The organism is Parapedobacter soli (assembly GCF_025460835.1).
Classification (GTDB): Bacteria; Bacteroidota; Bacteroidia; order Sphingobacteriales; family Sphingobacteriaceae; genus Parapedobacter; species Parapedobacter soli.
This window is the reverse complement of record NZ_JAMXAY010000022.1, coordinates 1-26,988: the sequence shown is the minus strand read 5'-3', so window position 1 is coordinate 26,988 and position 26,988 is coordinate 1. Positions and strand designations below refer to the sequence as shown.

General features: G+C 49.0%; 28 protein-coding genes. 10 read left to right on the top strand and 18 right to left on the bottom strand.

Going from position 1 to position 26,988, the window contains the following annotated elements; all coding sequences use genetic code 11:
- Window positions 1-52: 52 nt before the first annotated feature.
- From ric to NGM62_RS10935, 8 genes are all read right to left on the bottom strand, one after another.
- Window positions 53-1,009, bottom strand: a complete 957-nt coding sequence (gene ric, locus NGM62_RS10970; protein ID WP_262247946.1) for an iron-sulfur cluster repair di-iron protein — start codon at window positions 1,007-1,009, stop codon at window positions 53-55.
- Window positions 1,010-1,158: 149 nt separating this feature from the next.
- Window positions 1,159-1,926, bottom strand: coding sequence for an ABC transporter permease (locus NGM62_RS10965; protein ID WP_262247945.1), 768 nt, complete (start codon window positions 1,924-1,926; stop codon window positions 1,159-1,161).
- Window positions 1,923-2,654: an ABC transporter ATP-binding protein gene (locus NGM62_RS10960; RefSeq protein ID WP_262247943.1), complete on the bottom strand. Its 732-nt coding sequence runs from the start codon at window positions 2,652-2,654 to the stop codon at window positions 1,923-1,925. The genes NGM62_RS10965 and NGM62_RS10960 overlap by 4 nt, the downstream gene beginning before the upstream one ends.
- The gene (locus NGM62_RS10955; RefSeq protein WP_262247941.1) at window positions 2,651-3,898 is read right to left on the bottom strand and encodes a nitrous oxide reductase family maturation protein NosD; all 1,248 of its coding nucleotides are present in this window, start codon (window positions 3,896-3,898) and stop codon (window positions 2,651-2,653) included. The genes NGM62_RS10960 and NGM62_RS10955 overlap by 4 nt, the downstream gene beginning before the upstream one ends.
- Window positions 3,899-3,913: 15 nt before the next feature.
- Complete coding sequence (locus NGM62_RS10950) at window positions 3,914-4,360, bottom strand: nitrous oxide reductase accessory protein NosL (protein WP_262247939.1); 447 nt, start codon at window positions 4,358-4,360, stop codon at window positions 3,914-3,916.
- Window positions 4,357-4,935: a hypothetical protein gene (locus tag NGM62_RS10945; protein WP_262247937.1), complete on the bottom strand. Its 579-nt coding sequence runs from the start codon at window positions 4,933-4,935 to the stop codon at window positions 4,357-4,359. Before NGM62_RS10945 ends, NGM62_RS10950 begins: the two co-directional genes overlap by 4 nt.
- Window positions 4,936-4,958: 23 nt before the next feature.
- Complete coding sequence (nosZ, locus tag NGM62_RS10940) at window positions 4,959-6,929, bottom strand: Sec-dependent nitrous-oxide reductase (protein WP_262247936.1); 1,971 nt, start codon at window positions 6,927-6,929, stop codon at window positions 4,959-4,961.
- A gap of 95 nt (window positions 6,930-7,024) precedes the next feature.
- A complete protein-coding gene (locus NGM62_RS10935) occupies window positions 7,025-7,489 on the bottom strand; it encodes a c-type cytochrome (protein WP_262247935.1) in 465 nt (154 codons plus the stop codon).
- A gap of 341 nt (window positions 7,490-7,830) precedes the next feature.
- Here NGM62_RS10935 and NGM62_RS10930 point away from each other — a divergent pair, with 341 nt between their 5' ends.
- Both NGM62_RS10930 and NGM62_RS10925 read left to right on the top strand, forming a co-directional pair.
- The gene (locus NGM62_RS10930; protein ID WP_262247934.1) at window positions 7,831-8,439 is read left to right on the top strand and encodes a Crp/Fnr family transcriptional regulator; all 609 of its coding nucleotides are present in this window, start codon (window positions 7,831-7,833) and stop codon (window positions 8,437-8,439) included.
- Window positions 8,439-9,671, top strand: a complete 1,233-nt coding sequence (locus NGM62_RS10925; protein WP_262247933.1) for a hypothetical protein — start codon at window positions 8,439-8,441, stop codon at window positions 9,669-9,671. The genes NGM62_RS10930 and NGM62_RS10925 overlap by 1 nt, the downstream gene beginning before the upstream one ends.
- Window positions 9,672-9,681: 10 nt before the next feature.
- On the opposite strand, the gene NGM62_RS22200 is transcribed toward NGM62_RS10925, so the two are convergent.
- Window positions 9,682-9,876: a DUF2442 domain-containing protein gene (locus tag NGM62_RS22200; RefSeq protein WP_390937069.1), complete on the bottom strand. Its 195-nt coding sequence runs from the start codon at window positions 9,874-9,876 to the stop codon at window positions 9,682-9,684.
- A 64-nt stretch (window positions 9,877-9,940) separates the two neighbouring features.
- Between NGM62_RS22200 and fumC the strand changes: the two genes are divergently transcribed.
- Both fumC and NGM62_RS10915 read left to right on the top strand, forming a co-directional pair.
- A complete protein-coding gene (fumC, locus tag NGM62_RS10920) occupies window positions 9,941-11,338 on the top strand; it encodes a class II fumarate hydratase (RefSeq protein ID WP_262247931.1) in 1,398 nt (465 codons plus the stop codon).
- Window positions 11,339-11,845: a fumarate hydratase gene (locus NGM62_RS10915; protein ID WP_262247929.1), complete on the top strand. Its 507-nt coding sequence runs from the start codon at window positions 11,339-11,341 to the stop codon at window positions 11,843-11,845.
- Here the strand turns inward: NGM62_RS10915 and NGM62_RS10910 are convergent.
- Entirely contained in the window at window positions 11,826-13,781 is a 1,956-nt protein-coding gene (locus NGM62_RS10910) for a tetratricopeptide repeat-containing sensor histidine kinase (RefSeq protein WP_262247928.1), read from the bottom strand. The two genes, NGM62_RS10915 and NGM62_RS10910, sit on opposite strands and share 20 nt — an antisense overlap.
- 179 nt (window positions 13,782-13,960) lie before the next feature.
- Here NGM62_RS10910 and NGM62_RS10905 point away from each other — a divergent pair, with 179 nt between their 5' ends.
- Window positions 13,961-14,500, top strand: a complete 540-nt coding sequence (locus NGM62_RS10905) for a hypothetical protein (RefSeq protein ID WP_262247926.1) — start codon at window positions 13,961-13,963, stop codon at window positions 14,498-14,500.
- Between the two features lie 115 nt (window positions 14,501-14,615).
- Here NGM62_RS10905 and NGM62_RS10900 read toward each other — a convergent pair whose 3' ends face one another.
- Window positions 14,616-15,002, bottom strand: coding sequence for a DUF3127 domain-containing protein (locus NGM62_RS10900; protein ID WP_262247925.1), 387 nt, complete (start codon window positions 15,000-15,002; stop codon window positions 14,616-14,618).
- Between the two features lie 145 nt (window positions 15,003-15,147).
- Here NGM62_RS10900 and NGM62_RS10895 point away from each other — a divergent pair, with 145 nt between their 5' ends.
- Window positions 15,148-16,314, top strand: coding sequence for a THUMP domain-containing class I SAM-dependent RNA methyltransferase (locus NGM62_RS10895; protein ID WP_262247924.1), 1,167 nt, complete (start codon window positions 15,148-15,150; stop codon window positions 16,312-16,314).
- Here the strand turns inward: NGM62_RS10895 and NGM62_RS10890 are convergent.
- Both NGM62_RS10890 and NGM62_RS10885 read right to left on the bottom strand, forming a co-directional pair.
- Window positions 16,311-16,667: a TM2 domain-containing protein gene (locus tag NGM62_RS10890; RefSeq protein WP_262247922.1), complete on the bottom strand. Its 357-nt coding sequence runs from the start codon at window positions 16,665-16,667 to the stop codon at window positions 16,311-16,313. The two genes, NGM62_RS10895 and NGM62_RS10890, sit on opposite strands and share 4 nt — an antisense overlap.
- Complete coding sequence (locus tag NGM62_RS10885) at window positions 16,654-16,971, bottom strand: DUF2752 domain-containing protein (RefSeq protein ID WP_262247988.1); 318 nt, start codon at window positions 16,969-16,971, stop codon at window positions 16,654-16,656. The genes NGM62_RS10890 and NGM62_RS10885 overlap by 14 nt, the downstream gene beginning before the upstream one ends.
- A 146-nt stretch (window positions 16,972-17,117) precedes the next feature.
- Between NGM62_RS10885 and NGM62_RS10880 the strand changes: the two genes are divergently transcribed.
- The gene (locus NGM62_RS10880; protein ID WP_262247920.1) at window positions 17,118-18,683 is read left to right on the top strand and encodes a glycerophosphodiester phosphodiesterase family protein; all 1,566 of its coding nucleotides are present in this window, start codon (window positions 17,118-17,120) and stop codon (window positions 18,681-18,683) included.
- 24 nt (window positions 18,684-18,707) lie between these two features.
- Here NGM62_RS10880 and NGM62_RS10875 read toward each other — a convergent pair whose 3' ends face one another.
- Complete coding sequence (locus tag NGM62_RS10875; protein WP_262247992.1) at window positions 18,708-18,971, bottom strand: hypothetical protein; 264 nt, start codon at window positions 18,969-18,971, stop codon at window positions 18,708-18,710.
- Between NGM62_RS10875 and NGM62_RS10870 the strand changes: the two genes are divergently transcribed.
- From NGM62_RS10870 to NGM62_RS10860, 3 genes are all read left to right on the top strand, one after another.
- Window positions 18,889-19,479, top strand: a complete 591-nt coding sequence (locus NGM62_RS10870; protein WP_262247986.1) for a DUF4197 domain-containing protein — start codon at window positions 18,889-18,891, stop codon at window positions 19,477-19,479. The genes NGM62_RS10875 and NGM62_RS10870 overlap by 83 nt on opposite strands.
- Before the next feature lie 76 nt (window positions 19,480-19,555).
- Complete coding sequence (gene upp, locus NGM62_RS10865) at window positions 19,556-20,200, top strand: uracil phosphoribosyltransferase (protein ID WP_262247918.1); 645 nt, start codon at window positions 19,556-19,558, stop codon at window positions 20,198-20,200.
- 366 nt (window positions 20,201-20,566) lie between these two features.
- A complete protein-coding gene (locus NGM62_RS10860; RefSeq protein ID WP_262247917.1) occupies window positions 20,567-21,040 on the top strand; it encodes a ribonuclease H-like YkuK family protein in 474 nt (157 codons plus the stop codon).
- Window positions 21,041-21,050: 10 nt separating this feature from the next.
- Here the strand turns inward: NGM62_RS10860 and NGM62_RS10855 are convergent, their stop codons facing one another.
- From NGM62_RS10855 to NGM62_RS10840, 4 genes are all read right to left on the bottom strand, one after another.
- Entirely contained in the window at window positions 21,051-22,670 is a 1,620-nt protein-coding gene (locus tag NGM62_RS10855) for a sulfatase family protein (protein WP_262247916.1), read from the bottom strand.
- A gap of 77 nt (window positions 22,671-22,747) precedes the next feature.
- Window positions 22,748-24,076 carry a sulfatase-like hydrolase/transferase gene (locus NGM62_RS10850; protein ID WP_262247915.1) on the bottom strand — a complete coding sequence of 443 codons (1,329 nt, stop codon included), beginning with the start codon at window positions 24,074-24,076 and terminating at the stop codon, window positions 22,748-22,750.
- A gap of 71 nt (window positions 24,077-24,147) precedes the next feature.
- Complete coding sequence (locus tag NGM62_RS10845) at window positions 24,148-25,644, bottom strand: RagB/SusD family nutrient uptake outer membrane protein (protein ID WP_262247913.1); 1,497 nt, start codon at window positions 25,642-25,644, stop codon at window positions 24,148-24,150.
- A 10-nt stretch (window positions 25,645-25,654) separates the two neighbouring features.
- Window positions 25,655-26,953: a SusC/RagA family TonB-linked outer membrane protein gene (locus NGM62_RS10840; RefSeq protein ID WP_262247985.1), complete on the bottom strand. Its 1,299-nt coding sequence runs from the start codon at window positions 26,951-26,953 to the stop codon at window positions 25,655-25,657.
- Window positions 26,954-26,988: the final 35 nt, after the last annotated feature.

Genomic DNA, 26,988 nt, shown 5'->3' with positions numbered 1-26,988 from the left:
ACCTGCGGCGCCATCACCCGCCGCAACCATCGCTGTTATGCCTTTGACTGGCCTATACCGCATCAGCATTGCTGAGGCGTTCTTTCTCCAGCTTCAATGCCTTGGGGAACAGGATATTATTTTCCAAATGGATATGTTGGAAGAGGTCATCCTCAAACTCCTTGATTTTATCGAAGAGATAGGTGTATGAGTTGCAAGCATCGGCCGGCAGTTCATACCCTTTGGTCAGCCTCCTAAGCTCTCTGAGCTCATCGCCTGTATCATCATGTTCAGCTTCCATCATATGCACCGGCCCTTCAATTCCTACCGTCATCTGTGCGCGCTCACCGCTGCTCTCCAATGTTTTGATTGCCGGAAACAACACCCGCTCTTCCTTTTGGAGGTGGCTATACAGGTTTTCCATCAAAACCTTCACTCCTTTTGCCAGTTCAAACAATTCGGGGTGGGTATTGCCGTGGCGCGATGCAACCTTATCAGCAAGCTGCTCGATGATCGGGCCGTTCTCGCGCGTGTACTTGTGGTGTACGTTATAGATATAGTCTGCCAAGAAACCTAAGTCCCATGAGTCGAAATCGTGTGTAGCCTGCCCGCCGCCCGCTGCTTCCGAGCGCGCCAATGCGGCCTTGACTTCTTCTTCGTCCAGACCCGCTTCGGCTATTGCCTCTTTCAACGTGAGCTTGCCGCCGCAGCAGAAATCGATACCCAGTTTCTTGAAAACGTCAGCCTTACGCACATCCTTTGCCGCAATCTCGCCGACAGTCTCTTCAGCCTGCTCCTTAGCGGGTTTGGTAATCTGCACTTCCCAGACGTCGGGACCCGATTGCAGGTAATCCCAAGTGAAAATATTGCCACGTTCGCCCAGCAATTGGTAATAAAGGGGGCGCGGGTCATGGTCGTTGTGGATGATGAAGCTTTCGCCTTGCTCCAACGCATCGAAATGCTCGAAAATCGTGGGATGTTTTAGCCGCGGTTCGATCTGCGTAACATCCAGTACTGCTGTTTTAATCATGATTACACCGTTTATTGTTAAACACTTGCTAATATCGGACATTTTTGTCCTTTATTTATTTACAACTTTATTTTTTGACACTATGTTGTCATTTCATTGCGCTACTACACACATCTTACCTGAATAGCTAGGTCGATTTGCCTTTACCATCAAAGGTCCCGCCGCTCGAAAAACCTCGTTGAGAACCATGCCGGAACAGCAACCCACAGCAACAACACCAAGGCCGTTATCGCCATGCCCCACCCTGTTCCGAAGAAATTCCGGAATATAGCACCAGTATACCCCATCATTGCTGATAGATCTACCTGCAATAAAATCAATATCCGGCTGATATCAATCGGGTTCAGCATGGATACGGCAATCATCCCGTTTTCAATCGGATAGTCCGAGAACTGGAATAAGATAAACAATACTAATGCGTCAAAAAGCAATGCGAAATAGAGCCACAACAATATGGATAGGCCTATCCCCTTTGCTTTATCGCGGATACGCACAGCGGCCCACATCGCCACCGATACGAAAACGACAGAAAGTATCGTTCCGCAAAGCAACAATATCATGCCCGAGGGGGTGAATGAATAAAGCACGATCGGTATACCTACGCCGATTAGAAAGGCGAGTGCCATGGTACCGGCCAATCCGGTAAATATACTAAGCCATATCGTCTTCCTCTTCAGCGGCTGGCTCACCAGCAATTCGATAAATTCCGCACTATTATATAGGTATACCGTAGAAAAAATAATACTCACCAGCGGTACCACAAACAAGATGATGTTCAGCAAGCTCACCACGCCTTTATCGGCATTGTCTTCTATGCTGAATACACTGCCGGCCAAAACGAATAATACGACAGCGTACACCAATATTGCCCTGCTGCGGAGCAAGTCTGCGATGACGTATTTGATGATTTTATTCATACGGAAACCCCTTTCGTTGGTTCTTCGTTGGTCATCACTTTTGCAATCGCCTTTCCAAGTTTATCGGTACCTGTTTCTTCCTTCAATGCATCGAGCGATTTGTGGAACAGCGGGCGGCCTTCCTGCATATACACCACTTCAGTGACCAGCTCATCCAGGTCGCTCAATACGTGCGATGTGATAACAATCAACTTCTCTTTATTTCTCTCCGCCAGGATTTTATCTTTCAACAACTCGGTGGCCACCGGATCGAGTCCCGCCGTGGGCTCGTCGAGGATAAGTACTTCGGGCCTGAACATAAACGCCAGGCAGGCGCTGACCTTTTGCCTTGTGCCACCCGACAGCGTACCCATACGCTTGTCTAACATCGTGTGGAGTTCGAAGACTTCAAAAAGCTCCCTATCCAATGCGGCTTCCGGCACTTTACGGATATCCTGCATCATGTCCAGCACCTGGCCAATGGTCATGTTTTCCGGATATCTGCCGATCTGCGGCATATATCCGATATCGCGCCGGTACTCCCATTGTCGTCCAATGGGGTTACCTTTAAAGAGCAACGTACCCGATTGCGGCACCACCATACCCAGTATGGTTTTAATCAATGTGGTTTTTCCGCTGCCATTCGGGCCAATCAATGCGATGCACTGCCCTCCCTCCAGGGTGAGCGAAACGTCATTTAGCACCTGCAGTTTTCCAAACCTTTTGGATATGTGTTGAATCGTAATCATAATGCTACAGGCTTCATCATCGGGGCATCATCTTTTAAATCTTCCGGTATCAGGCTGGGTACCACCCGTTCGGTACGGTCGAGCAGCGTAACCATGAAGCTACGGAACAGCAGCATGGCCATCGGATACTTCTCTACTACCATCGAAAACAGACTAACAGGCCGGTATGGGACATCTCCCTCCCGGTCCTTGTTGAGATCGTACCCTTCGTATTTATCCCAATAATTGCGTATAAACCTATTGAGTTTCAACGAGCCGTTAGTAGCCAGATCAAATGTGTTTTGCACAAAGTTATTCTGCGTGAGCTCGTTGTCCATACAGCTGGATTGCATTTTCAGCGCCCACCCATTCCCTTCAAATTGGTTACGCTGTATTTGCACGCGGTTGCTCCCTTCCATCAGTATCCCTGTGGTATTCCGTGAAAACACATTATGCTCTATGTGACTATCGGTAATGTCTTTAAGCAACAGCCCATACGCCGCATCACCCCAATTTTCGCTGAAGGTATTGTTTTCCATGCGCACCTGTTTGGTATACATCACCGCTACGCCGGCACCGTTTCTGGAAAATGTATTGTGATAATAGCCGTTTTGGTGCGAAAACATAAAATGCAACCCATACCGGCGATTATCCAGCGCCTGGTTGTCGCGCACCTCCGTGTGTGTTACAAACTCCAGGTACACTCCATCGCGGTGCCCAACAATCGTATTGCCCGCGATATAGAGGCTATCACTTTTCCAGCTGTGTATGCCGTTTCCGGTAAGCTGCTCGGTTTCGCCGTAGGCGGTGAGCTTATTGTTCCGTATCGTGCACTGCTTGGAGCTTTGTATATAGATACCGAAGAAGTTATCGTCGAGGATGTTGTTTTCAATTGTCGCGTGGTGGGTATCGTAGACCTTTATCGCCGCGATATCCCGTATCGACGATTTGCCCGATGCTATAACGGTAAATCCGTTTATCGTTACATAGGGCACAAAAACGGAAAACTGTTCATGTTCCTTTTCACCATCTATTACCGGGTTGTCCACTCCCATCAGCGCTACGCTCTTGTGGATGGCAATATTACCCTCGCGATAGGTCCCACCATGCACTCGGATGGTGTCTCCGTCCGCTGCTTTTTCCAAGGCCTGCTTGATGGATTTAACTGGGTATGATGTGCCAACCTGAATGGTAGCGGCATGCGCCATGCCGCCCACCATCAGGGAAACACACACACTAAAAACAATATAAATCCCCCTCCTCATCTTTCCCTACCTCTCCTACTTCCATAACTCGTCCCACGTTAGCTCCTCGCCACCGTGGACCTCCTGCACCTTCATTAAATCTTCTTTACTGGCAAATGCGGCGACATCACCGCGCATCGGGCTTTTCAACGATTCGCTTTTCAACAGGAAAAGCCCTTCCGAGGGGAGTAATTCATTCGAATTACTGTAGTCCGGCAGATAGAACTTTGCCACTTCTTCTTCGGCAACACCACCGGCCTTCACAAACGCGACCATGCACTGCACATCGTCGAAGTTATAAGCACGTCCCTTCTTGGTTGCCAGTTGGCATCCAAAACGCGCATCGCTGACGGTCATCCTACAATGGGCGCACTGTTCGTGGCCGTAGTTGATCGGTGTAGGGCCGTCGCTACCGCAGGCCTGTGCGGCCAGTGCCAGCACGATTCCGAATGTGAATATACTTAACAACCGAATTACCTTCATGATATCTGTTTTGCTTTTAAGGGGCGCCACTCGGCATACACGCAATACGCCAGCAGCACACCACACGAAATAAATATCCAACCTCCGATGTCGGGTATTGAAAATGCACCGAAGTTGAGGAGCTGTTTAAACCCGATCAGGGGCGGCTGGTATGCCATGCCGGGCACCTGTATGGGTGCTGTCGGGTCGAGATCGTGCCCGTATTCGTACAGCCAGCGCCAGAAATCGACCATAGCTACGATTCCGAACAGCAGGAACGCACCAAACAACACATACAACCACCGGCGCCTTCCGACAAGCCCGACCAAGATAAAGGCAAGGCCATAGATACCGACCAAATAGGGTAGTACTGTGAACTCAATGAAATCATCAGCACGGAGTACTTTCATTCCGATATAATGGTTCAACCCGTTGATTATATCGACGTGCCCGTCGAGTTTATAACTATAGATCAACAGTTCGAGCCCTTCGGGGTATTGGGCTGCGTCCAACTCAATACGCCATATCGGCAATATGATGACTGCAAGCAGAGCCAACCCGCTGATAACGAGTATGGCTCTGTGCAATGACTTCATAGGATGTTGACTTCCCACGTTATTTATTTTGTACCGGTATAGGCCGTAATGGGCACATTACTTCCTTTAGGTGATACCCGCACGTAACCAGACATCTCTTGGTGCAATGCGGAGCAGAAATCCGTACAATAGAAGGGGAAGATACCTACGCGGTCTGGTACCCACTTGAGCGTTGTCGTTTCGCCGGGCATGATCAGCAGTTCAGAGTTGTTTGCCCCTTTGATAGCAAACCCGTGAGGCATATCCCAATCTTGCTCGATGTTGGTAACGTGGAAATAAACCTCGTCGCCCAACTGGATCCCTTCGATAACGTCTGGAGTGAGGTGAGACCGGATGGTGGTCATGTATACCCGCACAATATTCCCGTCGCGCTCTACGCGCGCTTCGGCTTCGCCATTCGTCTTATGGGGGTGCTGGTTGGCATTGATATCATATATCTTCAGCGATTTATCCATCAGCATATCGGCCGGAATAGACTGCGCATAGTGTGGCTCCCCGATCGTTGGGAAGTCAAGCAGTAATTCCATTTTGTCGCCACTGATGTCAAACAACTGTGCGCTGTGGCAGAGCTCCGGCCCAGTAGGTAAGAAGCGGTCTTTCGTTATTTTGTTGTAAGCCACCAGATACTTACCATACGGATTCTTGGAGTTCCCGCCAGCCACCATCAGGTGACCTACGGAATAGTAGGTAGGCTGCCTATCAAGTACTTCGAGCGACTCCACATTCCATTTCACTACTTCTGACGAAACGAAGAAAGACGTGTAGGCATTTCCTTTTGCATCAAACTCGGTGTGCAACGGGCCCAATCCTGGTTTTTGAACTTCGCCATGCAGTGCAGACTCATATTTCACTACAGGTATGCCGCCATACTTTTCACCTTCAAAATCCTTGTTGGCGATAGCATCCTGCAATTTTGCAAAACTGAACACTGGGATCAGTGCAGCCAGCTTCCCGCTACCGACGATATACTCACCGGTTGGATTCACGTCAGCACCGTGGGGTGATTTCGGACACGGGATCAGGTAAGCCAAGTCGTCAAAATCAGCCACATCCAATACGGTTACCTCGGTTTTTATTTCGGAGGTAGCGCTGTGGGTATGTTCATCCCATTTGTTATGGGCATAACGCACGTTGGTTTGCACCGTGCCTCGTCCGGCCTTGAAATACTCTTCGGCTTTCTTCCAGTTGATGGCCATGATGAAGTCCTTATCGTTTTGTGAGGAATTAACCTCCTGCAACGTATGGGCTTGTTCTGAATTATAGCAGCTGATAAACAGCCATCCGTTTGACACGCCCTTTCCGGCGCTCGACAAGTCGAAGTTGAGTCCTGGTGTTTTTAGCTGGAACGCAATATCGAATTCGCCGGTTTCTTTATCCACACTTACAAAGCTGATATGCCCTTTGAAATTCTCCTTATAGGAGTCGATGGGCACGTCGCTCTCCGGTCCGTCGGGCGGTACGCTGAAGCGGGTTGCCGCAATGACATACTCGGAGTTTTCGGTGGTAAATGGCGAACAGTGGTTCCCGCCGGTATTGGGTATTTCAATGATTTCGGCCGTACGGAAAGTCGTTAAATCGATCCTCGCCAACCGCGGTGTGTTGTTGGAGTTTGCAAACATCCACTTGCCATCGGGCATGCCGTCTGTAAAAGACGATTCGATGTGGTGGAGGTCATCCCAAGGCACGAAGCCATGTGATGTCATCAGCATAGGCTTGGTTTCTTCGCTGAACCCCCATGCTTTTTCGGGGTCGACCGAAAACACGGGTATTACCCGGAATAACCGACCACTGGGCAATCCATACACACTCATCTGCCCGCTGAACCCACCGGATGTGAATGTGTAAAACTCATCGTACTGCCCTGGGGGCACATACGTCCGCTGGGCTGCGTTTCCTGATACCGCGCTCCCGGCACCTTTGGGCCGACAAGCGTTGAAAGATAGCGATACCGCCGCGACGGCTGCCACCCATAAGAGACATTTTTTTGGTTTCATGATAAAATTGTTTTTGTGGCGTCATAGAGCCCACGCTATTTAACTACGACAGGCTCATTATTAATATATTCGTATTAGTGATTGTTTAAAAATCGCTATTTTAGCCCGTCATTTTGCCTCATGAATTCAAGGATTTGCCGTGCATCCTCATCCGAGAGGTTCTGATTGGGCATGCGTACCAAACAGATTTCCAGCTGGGCCTGCAATTCGGGATCCTTGTCTATCATCGGATCGGGGTTTGTGATAAAATTCATAATCCACTCGGGACGGTGTTTTTCCGAAACACCAGCCCATCCCGGACCAACCAGTCGCTCGTCGGTATACTTATGGCAGCTTGCACATTTCAGGTCGGCAATCACTTTCCCTTCCTGCGCCATGGCCACATCCAATTGTTCACCTACGTCGACATTGTCGAATTTTCCCTCGCCTCGCGTAGGATCGTAGTCTTCGGGATTAGCTGCCGATCGGACAGCTGTGTTGTTGTCGTTGTTTTGTTTTCCTCCTTGGGAGCACGCGTAAAGTGCGATTCCCAGTGTCAGTAGAACCAGTAACTTTTTCATTTTAATTGTTTTTAGGGTTAATTAATATGGTAACCCATAAAGGTACAAATTGTTTTCTCATTTGCCGTATACGTGTTCGTTTCATTGGAAGCAAAACTACCCAGTACCGCGCGTTGATTTTATGCGTACAGTCACAAAAAGGTTTGCTTTATCACACTATCTAACAGCAGGAACGAAAGACATCACTACAAATCAACACCTTACAAACGCAATTTATTGATTTATGATTGTTGTCACTTCTACAGTTGACCACAGTCATGCGGGTGTCTATATAGTAATTGTTATCTTTGCCTATAGCGGTGGTCAATGGGATGGCCGTACCACTTTAATCTCAACATACCATGATCGACACCAATTTGCTGTTAGAAAAAGGCGCAACGTATCGGTATACCGAAGCGGGTGAGGTCATCTTCAACGAAGGTGCACCGGCTGCATTCTATTATCAACTGGTGTCGGGCAGGGTGAGGTGGTCTCATTTTGAGGACAACGGCAAAGAAGTGCTCCATAAAATCGTTGAAGATGGTGAAGCCTTCGGCGAGTTTCCGCTGTTTGATGGCGAACCCTACGCGGCGAGTGCCATAGCGGATTCGCCCTGTACCATTCTGCGGCTGAGCGCCGCATCGTTTCACGAACTGCTTGCCGAGCGGCCCGACATCCACCTTGCATTCAGCAAATCATTGGTTTCGCATCTCCGTTTCAAATTTTTCTTACTGAATGCACTATCCAAAAACAATCCCCAAACTGTTCTTGTCGAACTTATAGACTATTTTAACCAACATGGCAAACTGATATGCAAAGACTGCAACCGCCTGATGGTTACCCGGCAGCAGTTGGCCAACATGGCCGGCTTACGGGTCGAAACGGTCATCCGTGCTATCAAGCAACTGCAACAGGAAGACAAATTATGCATCGTGAAAGGGAAAGTATTCATTCCAGCAGACGGGATATAGTGACGGTTCTTAAACATATTTCCGTACGCCAATGGGTGGTTTTGGCCTTGTTCAATCTGCTATTGGTTGCTGCCCTCGGTCTATTGATGCGCCTGAAGGTCTTGCTTCCCCTGCCTTCCATCAACCAAAAATTCCTTCTCCATGCCCACTCCCACTTTGCATTCTCCGGCTGGGTATCGCATGCATTGATGGTATTGGTCGTGGCAATGGTCTTCAACCGGAAGCAACACGACAGTTTACCTTGGAAATACCAGCTTACGATTATTGGCAATCTACTGGCTAGTTATGGTATGCTCATTGGTTTTTTCCTGCAAGGTTATGGGCTTTATTCCATCATTGCATCATCGGCGGGGGTGGTCATTTCCTATATTTTTGCAGCCATGTGTTGGCGGGACCTATCGAAAAGCAACAGCAGTCCGCTTGCCCGCCGCTGGCTGCGAGCGGCACTGGTCTTTCTCGTATTGTCGTCTATAGGTACGTTTTACCTGGCCCACCTCATGACGTCCAACAACATGGACTCCCGGTTGCAGCTCGCGGCCGTATATTTCTACCTGCATTTCCAGTACAATGGCTGGTTCTTCTTCGCATGCATGGCACTGCTATACCACTGGCTCCATCAGAAAGACATCATTATCAACCATTCCAAAACCATCTTTTGGTTATTCGCGATAACATGCCTGGTCAATTACCTGCTTTCGGTGCTTTGGTGGGACATGCCGATCTGGCTTTACATCGGCTTGGTAGCCGCGGTGATTGCACAGAGTATAGCATGGGGGCTGTGGCTGCGTAGCTGCACGGCGAACCTGCTGCAGTTGAAACATTTACTCGTTGCCGTGGCAAAGTGGTTGCTCCTCGGTGTTGCCATCGCTGCCACAATCAAGTTTATCCTCCAGGGACTATCGGTTATTCCGTCGTTGAGCCAATTGAGCTATAGCTTCCGTCCCATCGTTATCGGCTATTTACACCTTGTTTTACTAGCCGTCATCAGCCTATTCGTTATCGCATACGGCTATATGCACGGATGCCTACGGATCAACCGGCTGGCCCGCTGGTCGACCACCGTCTTAGTAATCGGCGTTATATTGAATGAATTGCTCCTGATGACACAGGGAATTTCAGGATTGGCGCGTACCCCTATAAACCACATCCCGCTGTTGCTCGCGGCCGCAGCCGGCATACTCCTTCTCGGTATTATGGGGATATTTTTGAGTCAAAGGAAGAGACATTTCTAAGTGGGAGTATTTAAGCGACTTTATGTTTATTATAGACAATGTTTCTCAGGCTGTTTTTAAGAAATCCCTTTAGGCTTAAATCTTCATCCACATACGGCCAATGGACACCGGTCCCCTTTCCGATGAGTTGGTAATTTCTCAATTGATCTCCCGTGGCACCTTTCAATCTTGGATACTGCGAAATTGATTCTCTACTATTGGCCAATGCTTTTCATTTTCACATCTCCTGTATCTTCTTAACTTTGCAGTATATCAAAAATAACGATTCCATGTCATACCGAATAGAACACGATACGATGGGCGAGGTGGAAGTACCTGCCGACAAGTACTGGGGCGCGCAGACAGAGCGTTCCCGAAACAACTTCAAGATAGGCCCTTCGGCTTCCATGCCCAAAGAAATCATCGAAGCATTTGCTTACCTTAAAAAAGCGGCTGCTTACACGAATGCGGATGCGGGTGTGTTGCCGGCCGAAAAACGGGATCTTATCGCTCAGGTATGCGACGAGATACTGGCTGGCCAATTGGCAGATCAGTTTCCACTGGTAATCTGGCAAACCGGGTCGGGCACGCAATCCAACATGAACGTCAACGAAGTCGTGTCCAACCGTGCCCATGTACTTCAGGGCCACAAGCTGGGCGAAGGGAAGCCGTTTATCCACCCTAACGACGATGTAAACAAATCGCAATCATCTAACGACACCTATCCGACCGCCATGCATATCGCTGCTTATAAGCGATTGGTGGAAACGACGATTCCGGGGGTGGAGAAGCTGCGCGACACACTGAAGGCCAAGTCTGAAGCGTTTGCCAATGTGGTCAAGATCGGGCGCACCCACCTGATGGACGCCACTCCCCTTACGCTGGGGCAGGAATTCTCTGGGTATGTGGCGCAGCTCGATTATGGCCTCAAGGCACTCCGCAACACCTTGGCCCACCTCTCCGAACTGGCCTTGGGTGGAACGGCCGTGGGCACCGGCATCAATACGCCGAAAGGGTATGCCGAAAACGTCGCCCGGTACATCGCTGATTTTACAGGGCTGCCCTTCCGCACAGCACCCAACAAATTCGAAGCCCTTGCCGCGCACGACGCTATCGTGGAAAGCCACGGGGCATTGAAACAATTAGCCGTATCACTGCACAAGATAGCCAACGATATCCGTATGCTCGCATCGGGCCCGCGGTCCGGCATTGGTGAGATCACCATCCCGGAAAACGAGCCGGGCTCTTCCATTATGCCGGGTAAGGTAAACCCCACCCAGTGCGAAGCACTCACCATGGTGGCCGCGCAAGTCATCGGCAACGACGTAACCATCGCTTTTGGCGGGGCCAACGGACAATATGAGCTCAATGTGTTCAAACCCGTTATGGCAGCAAATTTCCTCCAATCTGCCCAGCTTATCGGGGATGCCTGCGTTTCGTTCAACGATCATTGTGCGGCAGGCATCGAGCCCAACTACGACGGCATCAAAAAACACCTCGAGAACTCGCTGATGCTGGTAACAGCACTCAACCCGCATATCGGCTATGAGAATGCAGCGAAAATCGCTAAGAAGGCGCATAAGGAAAACACTTCACTACGCGAAGCGGCCTTAGCGCTCGGGCTGCTCACCAATGAACAATTCGACGAGTGGGTACGGCCAGAGGACATGATCGGGGGGTTGAAATAAGTGAAGCAGCCTCTCCTAGCCTTCCTGGCCGGCGTACTTTTTTTGCTTGCGAGCAGTTGCCGTTTTAATCCCGACATCCAGCATCAAGGAGCGGATTACCTGCAGGGGGTTTGGATCCAAGACAGCATCCCCATGCAACATGCCTTGCTCCAATATACGCGGCACGAGCTGAAGTTTACATGCGATTCCATCTATGCCACCATGTGGGTCACCTCAAAGGTGAGGAATATCGCCGACTCCTGTTATAACGATGGCCAGTGGATTGAATATGCCAAAGGGGTTTATGTGGTGCGGGGCGACAGTTTAATTGTTGATGGACTATATACCAAACCGGATTGGCGGCAAAAAATATCAGGCTGTTACCGCTCGGGGCAATACCTTCCACGGTTCAAAATCGTGCGATATACAGCCGACTCGCTGATGCTCGAAAACCGCTACGATCCTCGACCGTTGTTACTGCGTAAAACGGCCGATATCACCTGCGTTCCTAAGAAGCGCTGGGAGTAGCCAAGTCCAGTTCCACATGGATTTCGGTTCCCTGACCGGAAGAATAGATGTGCACCTGCCCTTGGAAGGCTGCCACGCGCTGCCGTACATTTTTGAGGCCCATGCCCTCCTGTACTTGTTGCTGGTCGAACCCTATACCATCGTCTTGCACGGTAAATGATATGCGGTCTACTTCTTGCACCAGCTGCACGTTGATGTGTTCGGCCTGGGCATGCTTAAGGGCGTTGCTCACGAGTTCGTGGATACAGCGGTAAATCATGATCTCCAGCTTTTCGGGCAGCCGGCTTTCATCGCCGAAGTAATGGAAATCGGCTATTGGGAGTGCTGCACAGAAATCTGCCAGTGAAGCTTTGAGGCCAAACCGTAGGAGTGACTCGGGCATCATGTGGTGTGCTACGCGGCGAAGCTCCTGTATGGAATCATCGAGCATGCCCAACGCCGTCTGGAACCGGGACACGTCGATGGCTTCCAGTACCGCGTCACCCTTCACCTGTGGGAGATTGAATTTCACGAGCGACAGCATACTTCCCAACCCGTCGTGCAAGTCTTTCGCTAGTCGCGACCGTTCGGCGGCTTCGCCATCCAATGTTGCCTGTACCGCCACCAACTGCCGCTCTTTCTCCAGCCGTTGGGTTTCTTCTTCGGCCAATTTACGGCGGCTCACAGCTAACCGGTAACGTATAAACGCGAAAGCCAGGGCAATGAGAAGGATGATAGCTCCGGCCACCCCCAGCCAGACATATAGTTGATGTTGCTTTTCCAGGGCGGCTATTTTGAGTTCTTTCTTCTCGGTTTCATATTTTGCCTCCATCCCGGAGAGCGATTGCTGGAATGATTCATTGCTGTAACTATTTACAGCTTCGCGGTACCGATCAAAATAATCCTCCATTAAATCGAAATTCCCCAAGCGGGCATATATGACAGGCAGGTTGGAATATACCGTTAGCCTTATGTGATGGTTCGTTGAGTCAACTTCCAACGCGGCCAACGCCGCCTCGGCTGATTTTTCATATTGCTGCTTACAATAGAGGATACTGGAGATATCCGAGTATGAGTGGGCGATGAGATCCGTATTGGCAATCCCTTTTGCGAGACGAAGTGCCTCTTCGGCGTATTTCAGCGCGCTGGTATAGTCGTCATAGTGAAAATACGCACCGGCAAGTGTTTGCAACGAGTTGATCTCGTTAAAGCGGCTCCCTGATTCCCGGTGGATCCTAAGTGACTCCTGGGCATAATGGATTGCTTTCTCTTTGCCGTCATCTTCGTATTTATAGACACTACTCAAAGAGAAATAGATATCACCCAGGTTTTGCATATCTCCATTTTTCAGGGCAATTTCTTCTGCCTTCTCGTAATAGACCAATGCCTGTTCATTATTCTGCATCAGGTGATAGGTTCCGCCTATGCCCATATAAACGTCACACAATTTCCGGTCATCTTCGAACTGTTCGCCTATCGTCACTGCTTCCAGATACTTCTCCAATGCCTCGTCATACTGCCCTTGCCTTCGGTAGAGCTGTCCGTACATTTTGAGAACGGATACTTCGCCATAGCGATCATTGGCTTGCCGTGTTGACGTTAGCGCCTTGTCGAAAAAGAAAACTGCGGAGTCTAATACCGCATCCATATAATAAGAAGACCCTACGTAATACAAAAATGCTGCCTCAGACTTTTGGTCGCCAGTCGTCTCCGCTAAATCCAGCCCTTTTGCACTGAAATACCGGGACCGCCCAGGGTCGTCATTGATATACCCCTGGGCCAGGCCTTTAAAGGCATCGATTTTTTCGGCGTCAGTCAGCCCTTCCTTTGCCAACACCCGTTCCAATGAGTCCAATGAATCCGATGGTTGTGCCGACAGTGCCGGTGGGAAGCCAATTGCGGTCACTACAACGAGCAGCTGCCACAAGGATGCCTGTCTGCCTTTATAGCCTATCATAAAGTTATCAATAAGTGGTTGCCTATCATTCTGCCAGTAAACTTACAAACAAAAGTAACGTATTTATACGCAGTAAAAACCCCCTTTGGGGGGTAACGTGGCAATGTTGGCAGCTATACCTTTGCTCCCACTATTTTATAAACATCGTGACATACGCAACAATTTAACTAGTGATAAGCATGAAAAAAGCAATTTTTATTCTCTTGGCTGCCTTTATAGCCGTATCAGTAAACGCACAACCATTCCAGAAAGGGACAACTGCCGCCAACGTCGGCATCGGCCTGGGGACTGCCCTGGGCGGGCTCGGGAAGGCTCGCCCTGCCATCGGTGTTTCGGTAGACCATGGCTTTTGGGACATTGGGGGGCCTGGTGTAATCAGCCTGGGTGGTTACGTCGGCAATACCGGGTACAAATACACCGACGCCGGCTACACGGCGAAATGGAATTACATCGTTGTCGGCGCCCGGGGTGCTTACCACTACAACGGTTTTACGGAGCTGTCCAACCTGGACGTCTATGGTGGGGTGATGCTGGGATATAACATCGTCAAGTACACCGCCGATGGGGCTGGCGCCGATCTGGCCAACAGCTATGGCAGTGGCCTCGGCCTCTCAGGGTTTGTGGGCGGACGGTGGCTTTTTACGGAAAACGTGGGGGCCTATGCCGAATTGGGATACGGTGTATCGGTATTGGCGGTGGGGGTAACGTTTAAGTTTTGAGCGTAGGTGGCTGCACACTAATGAATGTATGAAAAACATGCAAACACAAAAAAAGCGTCCCGCCGATGGCGGGACACTTTTTTGATTTACAATCAACTCAAACTATATTATTCTTCTAAAATGGCAAGTCATCATCTTTCCCATCATCGGCAGAAATATCCACGGTTGGTGGCGCAACTGCCTGCTGCGTGGCTCCTGGTTGTCCTGCCGTCACCGGCTCGGCGGTTACCTTAGCTACGCGCCACGCCACCAGCGAATTGAAATAGCTGGTTACGCCGTCTTTATTTGTCCACGGACGTCCACGCAGATTAAACGACACTTCTACTTCATCGCCGACATTCAAGCTGTCGAACAACGCTGTCCGATCCTGGGTTGCTTCAAACCGGATGTATTCAACAAATTGCGGATTTTCCGCATACTGTACGATTAGATCCCGCTTCTTGAATGTGTCTGTCACTTGCTGCACATCGCCAATCTCGTGTACTTTTCCTCGTATTTCCATTACTTCTTTCTTTTTGGCAAATCCGGCCGGATAATCGCTACCAGCCCAGTTCCGCCATTCCGGTTATTACAATTACTTATCTTTAATGAAATGGTAAAATTAGGCATTTTTTGCTTACGATAATACCTACCTTTGCCAAAATCTTATGGAAGTTTTCAACACCCCGAGTAAAATCATCATTACCTGCAACAGACGACTCTCGTCCTACCTGCAGGCGGAAGTGCGGCAGCTGGGATTCGACATCAAGCGTGGTTTTGCCACCGGCGTAGAGCTATTTGCTACCGTAAGCGACTGCATCCGGCTGAACCTCAACCTGCATTGTGCGAGCCAGGTGCTTTACTCCTTGGCAACCTTCCGCGCGCGTAACCCGGAAGAGCTTTACGAAGCGTTATCGCGTATTGCATGGGAAGAGCTCATTGCTTTTGACGGCTATGTTTCCGTTACGTCCAACGTCAACAACCCGACGATTACCACACCATTATTTGCCAACTTAAAGGTGAAGGACGCCATTGCCGACCGTATTAAAGCCAAGAAAGGGCTCCGGCCGGACAGCGGTCCCGACCAACATAAAGCCGTGGTGCATCTTTATTGGCAAGACGACCAGGCGGAGGTATTCCTCGATACTTCGGGTGAAACATTGGCCAAGCACGGCTACCGCAAGCATCCGGGCAAAGCACCGATGCTGGAAGCGCTGGCCGCGGGTGTGGTATATGCCACGAAGTGGGATGGCCAATCGCCCTTTGTGAACCCCATGTGTGGCTCGGGTACGCTGGCCATCGAGGCAGCACTCATTGCCACCAACCGCAAGCCGGGCCTGTTCCGGATGAACTACGCGTTCATGCACATCCTCGGCTATGACGAGCAGGTATTTTTTGCCGAACGGCGGCGACTGAAAGAACAGGTAAATAAAAAAGCTGCGGCTACGATCATCGCTACCGACTTATCGAGAGAGGCGGTAGAGATCGCACGGGCTAACGCAAAAACCGCCGGGGTGGATCAGCTAATCGATTTCCAGGTATGCGACTTTGCAGATACCCCCTTCCCGGAGGGGCCGGGGGTGGTGGTATTCAACCCCGAGTATGGTGAGCGGATGGGCGTCCATACCAAGCTAGAAGCCACTTATGCCCGTATTGGCGATTTCCTCAAACAACGGTGTGCCGGCAAGCATGGTTATGTGTTTACAGGCAATCCGGATCTGGCCAAGAAAATCGGCCTCCACACATCGCGTAGGGTTGAATTTTACAACGGGAAGCTCGATTGCCGCCTTTTGGAATACGAAATCTACGAAGGCAGCCGCAGGGCCCACCCTTAACTTCCCATCACCATCATCGCTGCATCCCGGGCCGCCTGCTGGTTATACTCATCGGTCATGCTTTTGTGATTGATGAGGTCTACGATGGTCCCTATCCAGCAGAAACCAAGCGTCAGAAAATAGATGATCCCCATCGCCACCTGATTGAGCACGAAACGCTGGACACCTGCAAACCCGAGGAAGCCAAGCAATGTAAATAGCAGGATATCTTGGGCATTTTTCCTTTTACTATCATAAATAAACACGAAATGTTTCGTTTGCTCCTCGGTAAATGTCTTGGTGGCATGCTCCAAGTATACCAACTCTTCGGGAGAAATACCCCGGATGGTCATCAGTATATTACGGTTGCTCATGTTGGTTATATTTTGTCAATAGATAATATTCTCTTTTTGATAATACGAAGATCCGGTAAACGATGACCAGAAAAGCCGGTATGCCGAGCCAATGCATGCCTAACGAGGCTTCGATGTTCCCGTGCATCAGCAGGGCAATTGAGCGCCCCACCCCACACCCGGGACACCAGGCTATGCCCAAATTATCCAGCGGGCACAACGAGAAGTGGTGCACATGCGGATCGGAGAAGTAAAGCAATCCCAACGCCGCTATCCAGCACATCCATTCGATGGGCAACTTAGAAAGCGCATAGCTACCGTACATTTCCACTAGGACACTTATTAAATCATAAAGTTACAATAGATTTCTAAATTATCGTTATCCCGATTTCACCCCTTTGATAAAATGTTTACCTTTAACCCGTCTAATCCGGTGGATTAGTACCGTTCGATTTTGTAAAAAAATAAAATATGAAGCCCTTGATCCGTATTTTCATCATGTTAATCGTATGCACCATGTGGCAGGTAACTTCCGCTCAATCCGTCAGCCAGGTCATCGCCCACCGCGGGGCATGGAAAGTAGAGGGTCTTCCGCAAAACTCCATCGCATCGCTGCATCGCGCGATCGAATTGGGATGTGCAGGCACCGAGTTTGATGTCCACCTCACCAAAGATGACGTGCTGGTAGTAAACCACGACAACGATTTTTATGGAATCGATATCGGTACGGCCACCTATGCGGAATTGTTGGCTAAAAAACTCCCTAACGGTGAAGCCATCCCTACTGCGGAGGCTTATCTCCGCGAAGGGATGAAGCAGCAAAAGACCAAACTGATCTACGAGCTCAAAACTTCCAAACTGGGTAAGGAACGTACGCTGCACTCAGCCGACCTATCCGTTGCGCTCGTTAAGCGCTTGGGCGCGGAGGACATGGTAGAGTATATCGCTTTTGATTACGATGCATGCAAGCGTATCGTTGAACTTGACCCGAATGCAAAGGTGTATTACCTCAACAGCGACTTGCCTCCGGCGCAACTCAAACAAGATGGCCTTGCCGGCCCGGATTACCATTTCAATGCATTCAAGCAAAACCCGACCTGGATAAAAGAAGCCCATGATTTAGGACTTGCCGTGAATGCGTGGACGGTTAATACCGAAGACGAGATGCGCAATCTACTGAACCAGCACGTTGAATTTATCACCACCGATGAGCCCGCGTTGTTGTTTGATGTAATCGACCGCTTCAATGCCGAGCAACATACCAGGGAGTTCAACGTGGCTACCTACAACATCCGGTATGATGCGGCCAGTGATACCGGTAACCTCTGGAAAGACCGCTCGCCGCATCTGGCACAGCTTATCAAATTCCACGGATTCGATATCTTCGGTACGCAAGAGGGCCTCAAGCACCAGCTCGAAGACCTTTCCGGTATGCTACCGGGTTATGCCTATATCGGCGTAGGCCGTAACGATGGCAAGGACGGGGGCGAACATTCTGCGATATTTTTCCGTACCGACCGATTTGAAGTGGTGAAAAAAGGCGACTTCTGGCTTGCCGAAAACACAGAGATACCTAATAAAGGATGGGATGCCGTCCTTCCACGCATCTGCACTTGGGGTCTTTTCAAAGATAAGCAAACAGGTTTCGAGTTTTTTCTTTTCAATGCGCACTTCGACCACCGAGGCGTAGAGGCCCGTAAGGAAAGTGCCAAATTGATTGTCAAAAAAGCGCATGAACTGGGTGCCGGTATACCGATGATCATCATGGGCGATTTCAATGTCGATCAACACAACGAAAGCTATCGCGTACTCAACGAAGGTGGCGAAGTAACCGACGCGTACGAACTGGCGGCGGTGCGGTATGCACCAAGCCCTACTTTTACCGGCTTCGACGTGAAGCGCAAAGGCGACAGCCGCATTGACCATATCTTCCTGTCAAAGCCGTTTGATGTGACCCGCTACGGAATCCTCACAGACAGCTATGAAGGGAAGACACCATCCGACCATTTTCCGGTAATGGCCACGGTGCGCTACTGATAAGATTAATGATACGACACAACTTTACCCCATGAACACGTTAAAACTATTCTCCCTGGCGTCCTGTTTACTGTTTTTCACCCAATGCGATACGCTTAGCCAATTACCTGGTAGCGGCACCTCGGGATCGGCCACTTCTTCCAGCAGCAGTTCGAGCTCATCATCCGTGAGTTCCAGCGAGGCAGCATCAGGCATCAAACAGGCCTTGAGCCAAGGCCTGGATCGCAGTATTAAATCCTTATCGGTTACCGACGGTTTTTTGGGCAACGCGGCTGTGAAGATACTCATGCCGCCCGAAGCACAGAAAGTGGAGAGCGCGCTCCGCGGCATCGGGCTGGGCTCACTTTGCGACAACCTTATCCAAAGCCTCAACCGCGCCGCAGAGAGTGCCGTGAGTGAGGCCGCACCAGTTTTCGTTTCGGCACTCTCGAAGTTGACCATCCGCGATGCGACCAATATTCTACTCAGCGGCCAGCAAGACGCTGCCACCCAGTTTTTCAAACGTACCACTACCGATGAACTAGCCTCGCGGTTCAGCCCCATCGTAGAGGGCGCCCTCGGCAAGCACAATGTAGCCCAGTATTGGAATGCTGTGGTAACGCGTTACAACCAGATTCCGCTGGTGAACGAGAAAATAGAAACCGATTTGACGAAGTACGTTACGGGTAAAGCGATTGATGGGCTATTCCTTAAGGTAGCTCAAGAAGAACTTAAAATACGCGACAACCTGGGCGGTTCCCGTACCACACCGCTGCTGCAGAAGGTGTTCGGCTATGCCGATCAACAGAAAAACTAACAGCATTACTGAAAAAAAGCCGTTAAGTTAGGCCGGCATCGTTTGGATATCCAACTAACTTTATCTAAGTTTGAGCATGGTCCACGTCTTAACCCAACGGAACAGTATCGCCAACCATTTCCTCGCTGAACTGCGTAATATCGAAGTACAGCAAGATCGCATGCGTTTCAGGCGTAACCTGGAACGGTTGGGAGAGATTTTTGCCTACGAAATCAGCAAGACGTTCGCTTATGACCCTGCCGAGATAGAAACTCCGCTAGGCATTGCTGAAACCACGCTCCTTGCTGAGCAGCCGGTGTTGGCCACCATCTTACGGGCTGGTGTAGCCATGCACCAAGGGATGCTGAACATATTCGACCAAGCCGAGAGCACGTTCATCGGTGCCTACCGAAAAACCAAGAAAAGCGGTGCATTCGAAGTGCGCAAAGAATACGTGAGCAGTGTTGACCTCAATGGTCGCACCGTCATCCTTGTGGACCCGATGCTCGCTACCGGCCGGACCATGGTACTTACGTGCAAGGAGCTGCTTGACGATTTCGATATCAAATCGCTCATCATTGTTACCGCCATCGCGAGCGAAGAAGGCATCGCGCACGTACAGGCATTCTTGCCACAGGCCCAGCTATGGGTGGGTGATGTGGATAGCGAGCTCACCAGCAAGGCGTACATTGTGCCGGGCTTGGGCGATGCAGGTGATTTGGCTTATGGGGTGAAAGATTAGCTGTCGCCAACTAAATAAGACTACAGCTTCAATGAGCCAGGAGCCTTTCGGACGGGCTATCGGCTATCAAATCAAGCGTTTTTAATGTCTTTTTCACAAGTTAGTAAGTTCTCGACGTGTCCAGCTGTCATTTAAATAGCCAAGAATCGAAAAGTAAGTCCTTCGGGCAGTAGGAGACCAAATAATATCGTAAGGCACAATAACCCACCTGGCAACATATCAGATTACCCGTCTTTGATGTTAAAAACCGGTCAAGTGTTAATAAAAACTTCACATTAAGTTATTGGTATTAAGGCCCTTTTATCTTTACCTTTAACTCGCTTACTATAGCGTTCTTTTCCGTATCGTTCATTAAAAACCAATTTTATGACTTGGAAAAAATTCAGTGGCGAACCCATCCGCCAACCCATTATTGACGAAGTATCCACCGCGATTGCCCGCGAATATGCCCTGGGCAACAAACTCAAAGTCTGCATCGGCACCGACTCGCAGGTGAAAGCCGGCACCACCGAATTCGCGACCGTTATTGTTTTCGTGCGCGAGGGCAAGGGCGGTTTCATGTACATCCATCAAGACCGCACCACCCAAAAAATGAGCATCAAGGAGCGCATGCTTGCCGAGGTGCAGCGCTCCATTGAAATTGCTTACGCACTCTGCGATCTCTTGGACCGGTACCACGTAGACCTCGAAGTGCATGCTGACATCAACACCAATCCGATGTTCAAATCAAACCTGGCATTGCATGATGCCATGGGTTATATCCTCAGCATGGGTTTTGTATTCAAAGCGAAGCCAGAGGCATTTGCAAGCTCGGCTTGTGCGAACAAGGTGGTGCAGTGAATGTAGTATATTAATTCGCTGGAGTTGCCGACAGGTAGTTATCGAGGTACTTTTGGTCATTTTCATCCGAGTCCTTGTACTTTTTTCGGGTCTCATCCAGCTTTTTATGCAGTTCCTCCCGGATATCGGCGTACGATGGGTCCCCATACACATTGTGCATTTCCTTCGGATCCTTCTCCAGATCATACAGTTCCCACTCGTCAATATCGTAATAGAAATGAATTAACTTGTAGCGGTCCGTTCGGATACCGTAGTGCCGTTTCACCATGTGGATGGATGGGTATTCGTAGTAGGTGTAATAAATGGCATCCCGCCAATCGTCCGTTTTTCCTGACACCAATTGCCTGAACGATTCGCCTTGCATATCGGTGGGAACCTCTACGCCGGCATAGTCCAGGAATGTCGGTGCGAAATCCAGGTTCTGCACCAAGGCATCGCTCTCCGTGCCTGCCTTAATCTCTTTCGGATAGCGAATCATAAGCGGAGTCTTCAGCGATTCCTCGTACATAAACCGCTTGTCAAACCATCCATGTTCACCCATATAGAAACCTTGGTCCGACGTATAAACCACGATCGTGTTTTCCTCCAGTCCGTGCTCTTTCAGGTAATCAAGCACCCGCCCCACACCATCGTCCACCGCGGCGATGGTGGCCAGGTAATCCTGCATATACCGCTGATAGCGCCAGCGCATCAGGTCTTCCTGCGACATCGAAGGATAACGCTTTTTGAAATCTTCGTTTATGGGGTCGTACACGGCATCCCAAGCTGCACGTTGCGCTGAGTCCATCCGTCCCAAATTGTTATTGTAGGCGTCCTTGTCCCAATCCAGGGTACTCGGTATACCGAGTTCATCCATCAGCTCCGGCTTGACCTTGGAATCGCCTGCCCAGTTCATATCCTTGAGGATATTCATCTCCGCTGATTTAGCTGCCGTACCGCGCCCCTCATAATCGTCAAACAATGTCTCGGGCTCAGGGAATCTCATCTTTGCGTATTCCTTGTAGTGCCGCTCGGCAGCCAGCCATTCGCGGTGCGGTGCCTTCTGGTGGAACAGCAGGCAGAAAGGTTTATCTTTATCACGCCCTTCCAGCCACTCCAATGCCAAGTCCGTGGTGATGTCCGTCACGTATCCATGCATCCGCTCCTTCTCGCCGTTCACGATGAAATCCGGGTTGTAATAGTGCCCCTGTCCGGGCACAACCGCCGAATAGTCGAAACCCTGAGGCAGACCGTCCATGTGGATCTTGCCAACCATTGCCGTCTGGTAGCCGGCTTGTCGCAGCAGCTTGGGAAAATTGTCCTGCTCCCAATCGAATTTCGCTACATTGTCCACCTTACCATTTATAAAACTATGCTTGCCAGTAAGTAGCACCGCCCGGCTCGGTGCGCACAGCGAGTTGGTAACCGTTGCCCGTGTGAATAATACTCCCTCGGCTGCAATCCGGTCAATATTCGGTGTCTTGTTCATTCCGTATCCATAGGCACCCACCGCCTGGTAGCCGTGGTCGTCGCTCATGATGTAAACGATGTTGGGGCGAACATGTTCATTGCTTTTCCGTTGTGTACAAGACATTCCAAATCCGACGACGGCAATTCCTATGAAACTCCAAACACTAATAATAGCTTTCATAATTTTTTCAATGACTGATGAGCTCAATGTAAATAATTATTGCCGTGTTTGTCAGGGCTATTTACATTTCGGTTCCATTATCGCTGTACGCTATCGAGCCATGACTTGTGCAGTACTAACAATTCTGCTACTTTTTCCGGGTATTCCCCGGCCAGATTCACCTCTTCGCCTACATCTGATGGTAAATGTACCAAAAACAGTCGGTTTTCATTTACTTTGAGATCCGCATCTTGATGAGGATTTGAATCGACAGGGTTACCTAACAACTTCCAATCGCCTTTCCGCACAGCCCAGCTACTGACGCTGTCATCGTAGGAACCTGTTTGCCAGTGAAGCTCACGCGACGGTATATCCCGATGGTTCTCCTGCAGGAAGGGAAGTAAATTGACTCCTTCAACACCCTGATGCTCGTACTTAGCACCGGTAATGGCGGCTATTGTTGGAAACCAATCCATTCCAGATGCGACGGCATCGTACTTCACTCCTTGTGGAACAATCCCCGGATAGCTAATAATGGCTGGCACTCTGATTCCTCCCTCAAACATACTAAATTTGCCTCCACGATAGGGACCGGAATTCCCTCCTCCCCAAAATGCACGCTCTTCGTAAGAATGGCCATGATCTGATTGAAAGACAATTACCGTATTCTCCAACTGTCCAGTTTCTTCTAATTTTCTAATTACCTGTCCAATGCGTTCATCCAATGTCGATACAAACGCAGCATATTCCCTGCGAGGTGAGGCAACATTTTCGTAATAATCTAACCACCTCTGTGTGCCTTGATAAGGATAGTGCGGTATATTGGCTGCCCAATAGATAAAGAACGGTTGGCTTCGCTCCTGGTCTATAATCGCATTTATTTCCGCTACCATTAAATCCGGGAAATATTCCCCCGGTCGGTATACTTCCTTTTCATTCTGGAATAAATCATGTTTGTTCGGGCCACTCCAAAAAAAGAAATGAGAATAGTTATCTATACACCCGCGCTGGTGACCAAAAAAATAGTCGAACCCCTGTGCATTGGGAAGTTTGTCAGGTGCATGGCCTAGGTGCCACTTACCAACCAGTGCGGTATAGTAGCCACTGCTTTTCAACAACTCCGCCATGGTTATCTCCGTCGATGGCAGTCCACCGGCCATCCCTGTATCCTTTTCCGGAATAGGTACGTTTCCCGGCAATCCTGCTCCCAAATTAGATTTACCTGTTAAAAGTCCAGCACGTGAGGGAGAGCATACCGGTGCAACAGCATAGAATTGGGTAAACCGAACACCAATGCTTGCCAAACGGTCGAGATTCGGCGTTGCCAAGTCGTCCGATCCGTAGCAGTTCAAATCGATGGTTCCCAAGTCGTCGGCCAAAATAACGATGACATTGGGTTTGGTCTGTGCCAAAACCGTTTCAGTCACAACACTTCCTAACGCCACCAATCCAATGAATGCGATTCTTCTTAATTTTCCCATATTTCTGATGAATTTATTTACCAATTCGGATTTTGTTCTAGTTCGGGGTTCAAATCAATTTGGCTAGGTGGGATAGCCCAAAGATAGTCCCGCTGACTATTAAATGTCCTTCTTTCGATCACACCACCTGCTGCGTTATAAATCGGACTATTATTGGTTTGTTCAGCGATTTTCCACCGTCTTATATCTGAATAATAGCGCCCTTCAAGCGCCAATTCGACCCGCCTCTCCAAGCGTATTACCTCCCTCATCTCATCCTTCGTTAACCCTTGTTTCACCAAAGGCATTCCGACAGAAGGCCTTTTCCTGATTTCGTTCAATGCCCAGTACACGTTATCAGTCGGGCCCGTAGATTCATTCAGCGCTTCAGCATAATTTAGGAGAACCTCGGCATAGCGCATGATGATGATATTCAATTCCGAATTATTAGCAACAACGTTGGCTATCGCAACATCGTCCTTGTACACCGTATGCTTCTTGTTTCCGAATCCGGTAGTCACCACATCTTGACTGGTAGCTATTTGACCATTATATGGATACCCTGCGACAACTATGGATTGGTGGAGCCTCGGATCCCGATTCTCATATGGTTTTTCCGAATTATATAGTTCGGATTCGTCAATCGATGTCCCGTCAATCATCAAATAAGCATCTACCAAGTCTTTCAGTGGCGCAGGTCGGTTCAGTAATTTCGAGACATGATCAAAGCCATGTGTAAAAAATGGCACTTGGTATTGGATATCGAAAATGACCTCAACATTGTTTTCATTTTCAAGGTACCAGATTCCCCGATAATCACCAAATAATTCATATCGATTCAAGTCGATTACTGCTTTGGCTGCCTGAGCGGCTTCGCTCCAACGCTCTTCGAAGAGCAAAACTCTCGACTTCAGTGCTAACGCCGCTCCTTTAGTCGCTTTTCCCAACCCGGCTTGATCATAGCGAATTGGCAATACTGTTGCCGCGCGATCTAGGTCTGAAATAATCCGGTCTATAATTATATTTTTTTCTGTCCTTGGCAGGCGTCCATGAAGTTCTGGATCCGGTGTCTCCAAAATAAGGGGCACTCCGCCAAAATGATCTACGAGATAGTGATAAAGCAAGCTTCTGATAAACAACGCTTGTCCTGCAATCAATTGCGATTCTTCCAGTTGCATGGGACTGTTTTCAAGGCGGTCAAGCAGCGTATTACATCTGCCAATTCCCTGATAAGCGTTATTCCAAAGGGAAGAAAAAAGCCCGGTTGTCGCCAAAGCTGATCCGTTAGCAATGGCATCCGTCCCGTTTGCTTCATTATACGCTTTGGCATTGGGAGTAATCATATCTGTTTCTCCGTTAAAAAGGTTATACATGCCGTATAGGGAATTATAAACTCCCGCAAGCCCCGCTTCAAAGTGCTCGGGTTCCGTCCAAAATGTATTAGCACTATACTGGTCGCTTGGATCCACCAACAATGCGTCATTGCACGACACAATCGAGAGTATAATCAATATAGAGGCGAGTAAGTATTTCATAGTTGTCGTATTAAAAAGTCAGATTGATTCCGGCAGTATACATTTTTACCGATGGATATTCATAGTAGTTGGCCTGTTTTACATTCCTTTCTGGATCGAAGTCATTCATCTTCGAGAAAGTCAACACGTTTTGCCCGTTAACGAAGAACATGCATCGGCTAACCCCGATTTTGCTTAGGAAACGTTCTGGAACGGTATAACCCAATTGGATGTTCTTCAACCGCAGGTAAGATGCATCCAGCAACCAAAAATCGGAGGTGAGGAAGTTATCATTTTGGGAGTCTTCATAAGACGTCAGGATAGGCAACGGCGCATTAGGTCGCTCCGGTGTCCAGGATTCATTCGCCCATCTCTCGGTTACCGATGTTGCAAACCAGAATGGCATCGCGATAATGGCTTCCGGATAGGTATTCACACCTTTGACTCCTTGAAAAAACGCATTCAGACTAAAACGCCTATACGACAAATCAAATCCGAAGCTGTACGTATAATCTGGCAACACACTTCCGGTGACCTTCCGGTCATCAGAATTAATGACATTATCATTATTTTGGTCTACGTACTTAATGTAACCGGGTTTAGTTGTAATGTTCTGGAATGGATTGGCTTCGATTTCTGCTTCAGATTGGAAAAGTCCGTCGCTTTCCAAAACAAAATATGAATCTATGGGATAACCCTCTAATGTGATAAATTTGTTTCCACCATAGATAATTTCACCATTCAAATTCGTTACTTCATTTATATTGTAATTCAATCCTAAATTGATTCCATAGTCTAGGCTTCCAACCCTATTACGATGGGTGATTCCCAAATCTAACCCCACATTCTTGACCGATCCAATATTTTTTATCGGCCCGCCAAGGTTACCTACTTGTGCAGGCAAGTTCACCGGTCTTAAGATATCATCCGTTCGCTTGTCGTATAAATCTATTGTGATGTCAAAACGGTTGTTAAGCAATGAAGCATCGATTCCAAGGTTGCTGATTTTTGTTGTTTCCCATGTAATATTCGGATCCCGGAATGATGTAACGGCAACCCCTGACCCTACATTTCCGCCGAACAAATATTCATGACCCGTTTGAATGAGATTGACATAACTGAAATTTGGAATATCTTGATTACCCAATACACCATATGATCCCCGTAATTTCAACGCAGAGACCCAATCTTGAGATGCTAGAAAATCTTCCTGATCCAATCGCCATCCTACCGACAATGAAGGGAAGAAGCCCCATTGATTTCCTTCAGCAAACCTAGACGAACCGTCGTACCTGAAATTTGCTTCGAATAAGTATTTACTTGGCTCTATGACGGATAGTGTGGGTAATCGAATTTTAGCTTACC

Bases quoted from the DNA above. Each gene is read 5' to 3' on its own strand.
- ric (WP_262247946.1), bottom strand. From the start codon at position 1,009: ATGATTAAAACAGCAGTACTGGATGTTACGCAGATCGAACCGCGGCTA.
- NGM62_RS10965 (WP_262247945.1), bottom strand. From the start codon at position 1,926: ATGAATAAAATCATCAAATACGTCATCGCAGACTTGCTCCGCAGCAGG.
- NGM62_RS10960 (WP_262247943.1), bottom strand. From the start codon at position 2,654: ATGATTACGATTCAACACATATCCAAAAGGTTTGGAAAACTGCAGGTG.
- NGM62_RS10955 (WP_262247941.1), bottom strand. From the start codon at position 3,898: ATGAGGAGGGGGATTTATATTGTTTTTAGTGTGTGTGTTTCCCTGATG.
- NGM62_RS10950 (WP_262247939.1), bottom strand. From the start codon at position 4,360: ATGAAGGTAATTCGGTTGTTAAGTATATTCACATTCGGAATCGTGCTG.
- NGM62_RS10945 (WP_262247937.1), bottom strand. From the start codon at position 4,935: ATGAAGTCATTGCACAGAGCCATACTCGTTATCAGCGGGTTGGCTCTG.
- nosZ (WP_262247936.1), bottom strand. From the start codon at position 6,929: ATGAAACCAAAAAAATGTCTCTTATGGGTGGCAGCCGTCGCGGCGGTA.
- NGM62_RS10935 (WP_262247935.1), bottom strand. From the start codon at position 7,489: ATGAAAAAGTTACTGGTTCTACTGACACTGGGAATCGCACTTTACGCG.
- NGM62_RS10930 (WP_262247934.1), top strand. From the start codon at position 7,831: ATGATCGACACCAATTTGCTGTTAGAAAAAGGCGCAACGTATCGGTAT.
- fumC (WP_262247931.1), top strand. From the start codon at position 9,941: ATGTCATACCGAATAGAACACGATACGATGGGCGAGGTGGAAGTACCT.
- NGM62_RS10910 (WP_262247928.1), bottom strand. From the start codon at position 13,781: ATGATAGGCTATAAAGGCAGACAGGCATCCTTGTGGCAGCTGCTCGTT.
- NGM62_RS10905 (WP_262247926.1), top strand. From the start codon at position 13,961: ATGAAAAAAGCAATTTTTATTCTCTTGGCTGCCTTTATAGCCGTATCA.
- NGM62_RS10900 (WP_262247925.1), bottom strand. From the start codon at position 15,002: ATGGAAATACGAGGAAAAGTACACGAGATTGGCGATGTGCAGCAAGTG.
- NGM62_RS10895 (WP_262247924.1), top strand. From the start codon at position 15,148: ATGGAAGTTTTCAACACCCCGAGTAAAATCATCATTACCTGCAACAGA.
- NGM62_RS10890 (WP_262247922.1), bottom strand. From the start codon at position 16,667: ATGAGCAACCGTAATATACTGATGACCATCCGGGGTATTTCTCCCGAA.
- NGM62_RS10885 (WP_262247988.1), bottom strand. From the start codon at position 16,971: ATGTACGGTAGCTATGCGCTTTCTAAGTTGCCCATCGAATGGATGTGC.
- NGM62_RS10880 (WP_262247920.1), top strand. From the start codon at position 17,118: ATGAAGCCCTTGATCCGTATTTTCATCATGTTAATCGTATGCACCATG.
- NGM62_RS10875 (WP_262247992.1), bottom strand. From the start codon at position 18,971: ATGAGTATCTTCACAGCCGCGTTGCCCAAAAAACCGTCGGTAACCGAT.
- upp (WP_262247918.1), top strand. From the start codon at position 19,556: ATGGTCCACGTCTTAACCCAACGGAACAGTATCGCCAACCATTTCCTC.
- NGM62_RS10860 (WP_262247917.1), top strand. From the start codon at position 20,567: ATGACTTGGAAAAAATTCAGTGGCGAACCCATCCGCCAACCCATTATT.
- NGM62_RS10855 (WP_262247916.1), bottom strand. From the start codon at position 22,670: ATGAAAGCTATTATTAGTGTTTGGAGTTTCATAGGAATTGCCGTCGTC.
- NGM62_RS10845 (WP_262247913.1), bottom strand. From the start codon at position 25,644: ATGAAATACTTACTCGCCTCTATATTGATTATACTCTCGATTGTGTCG.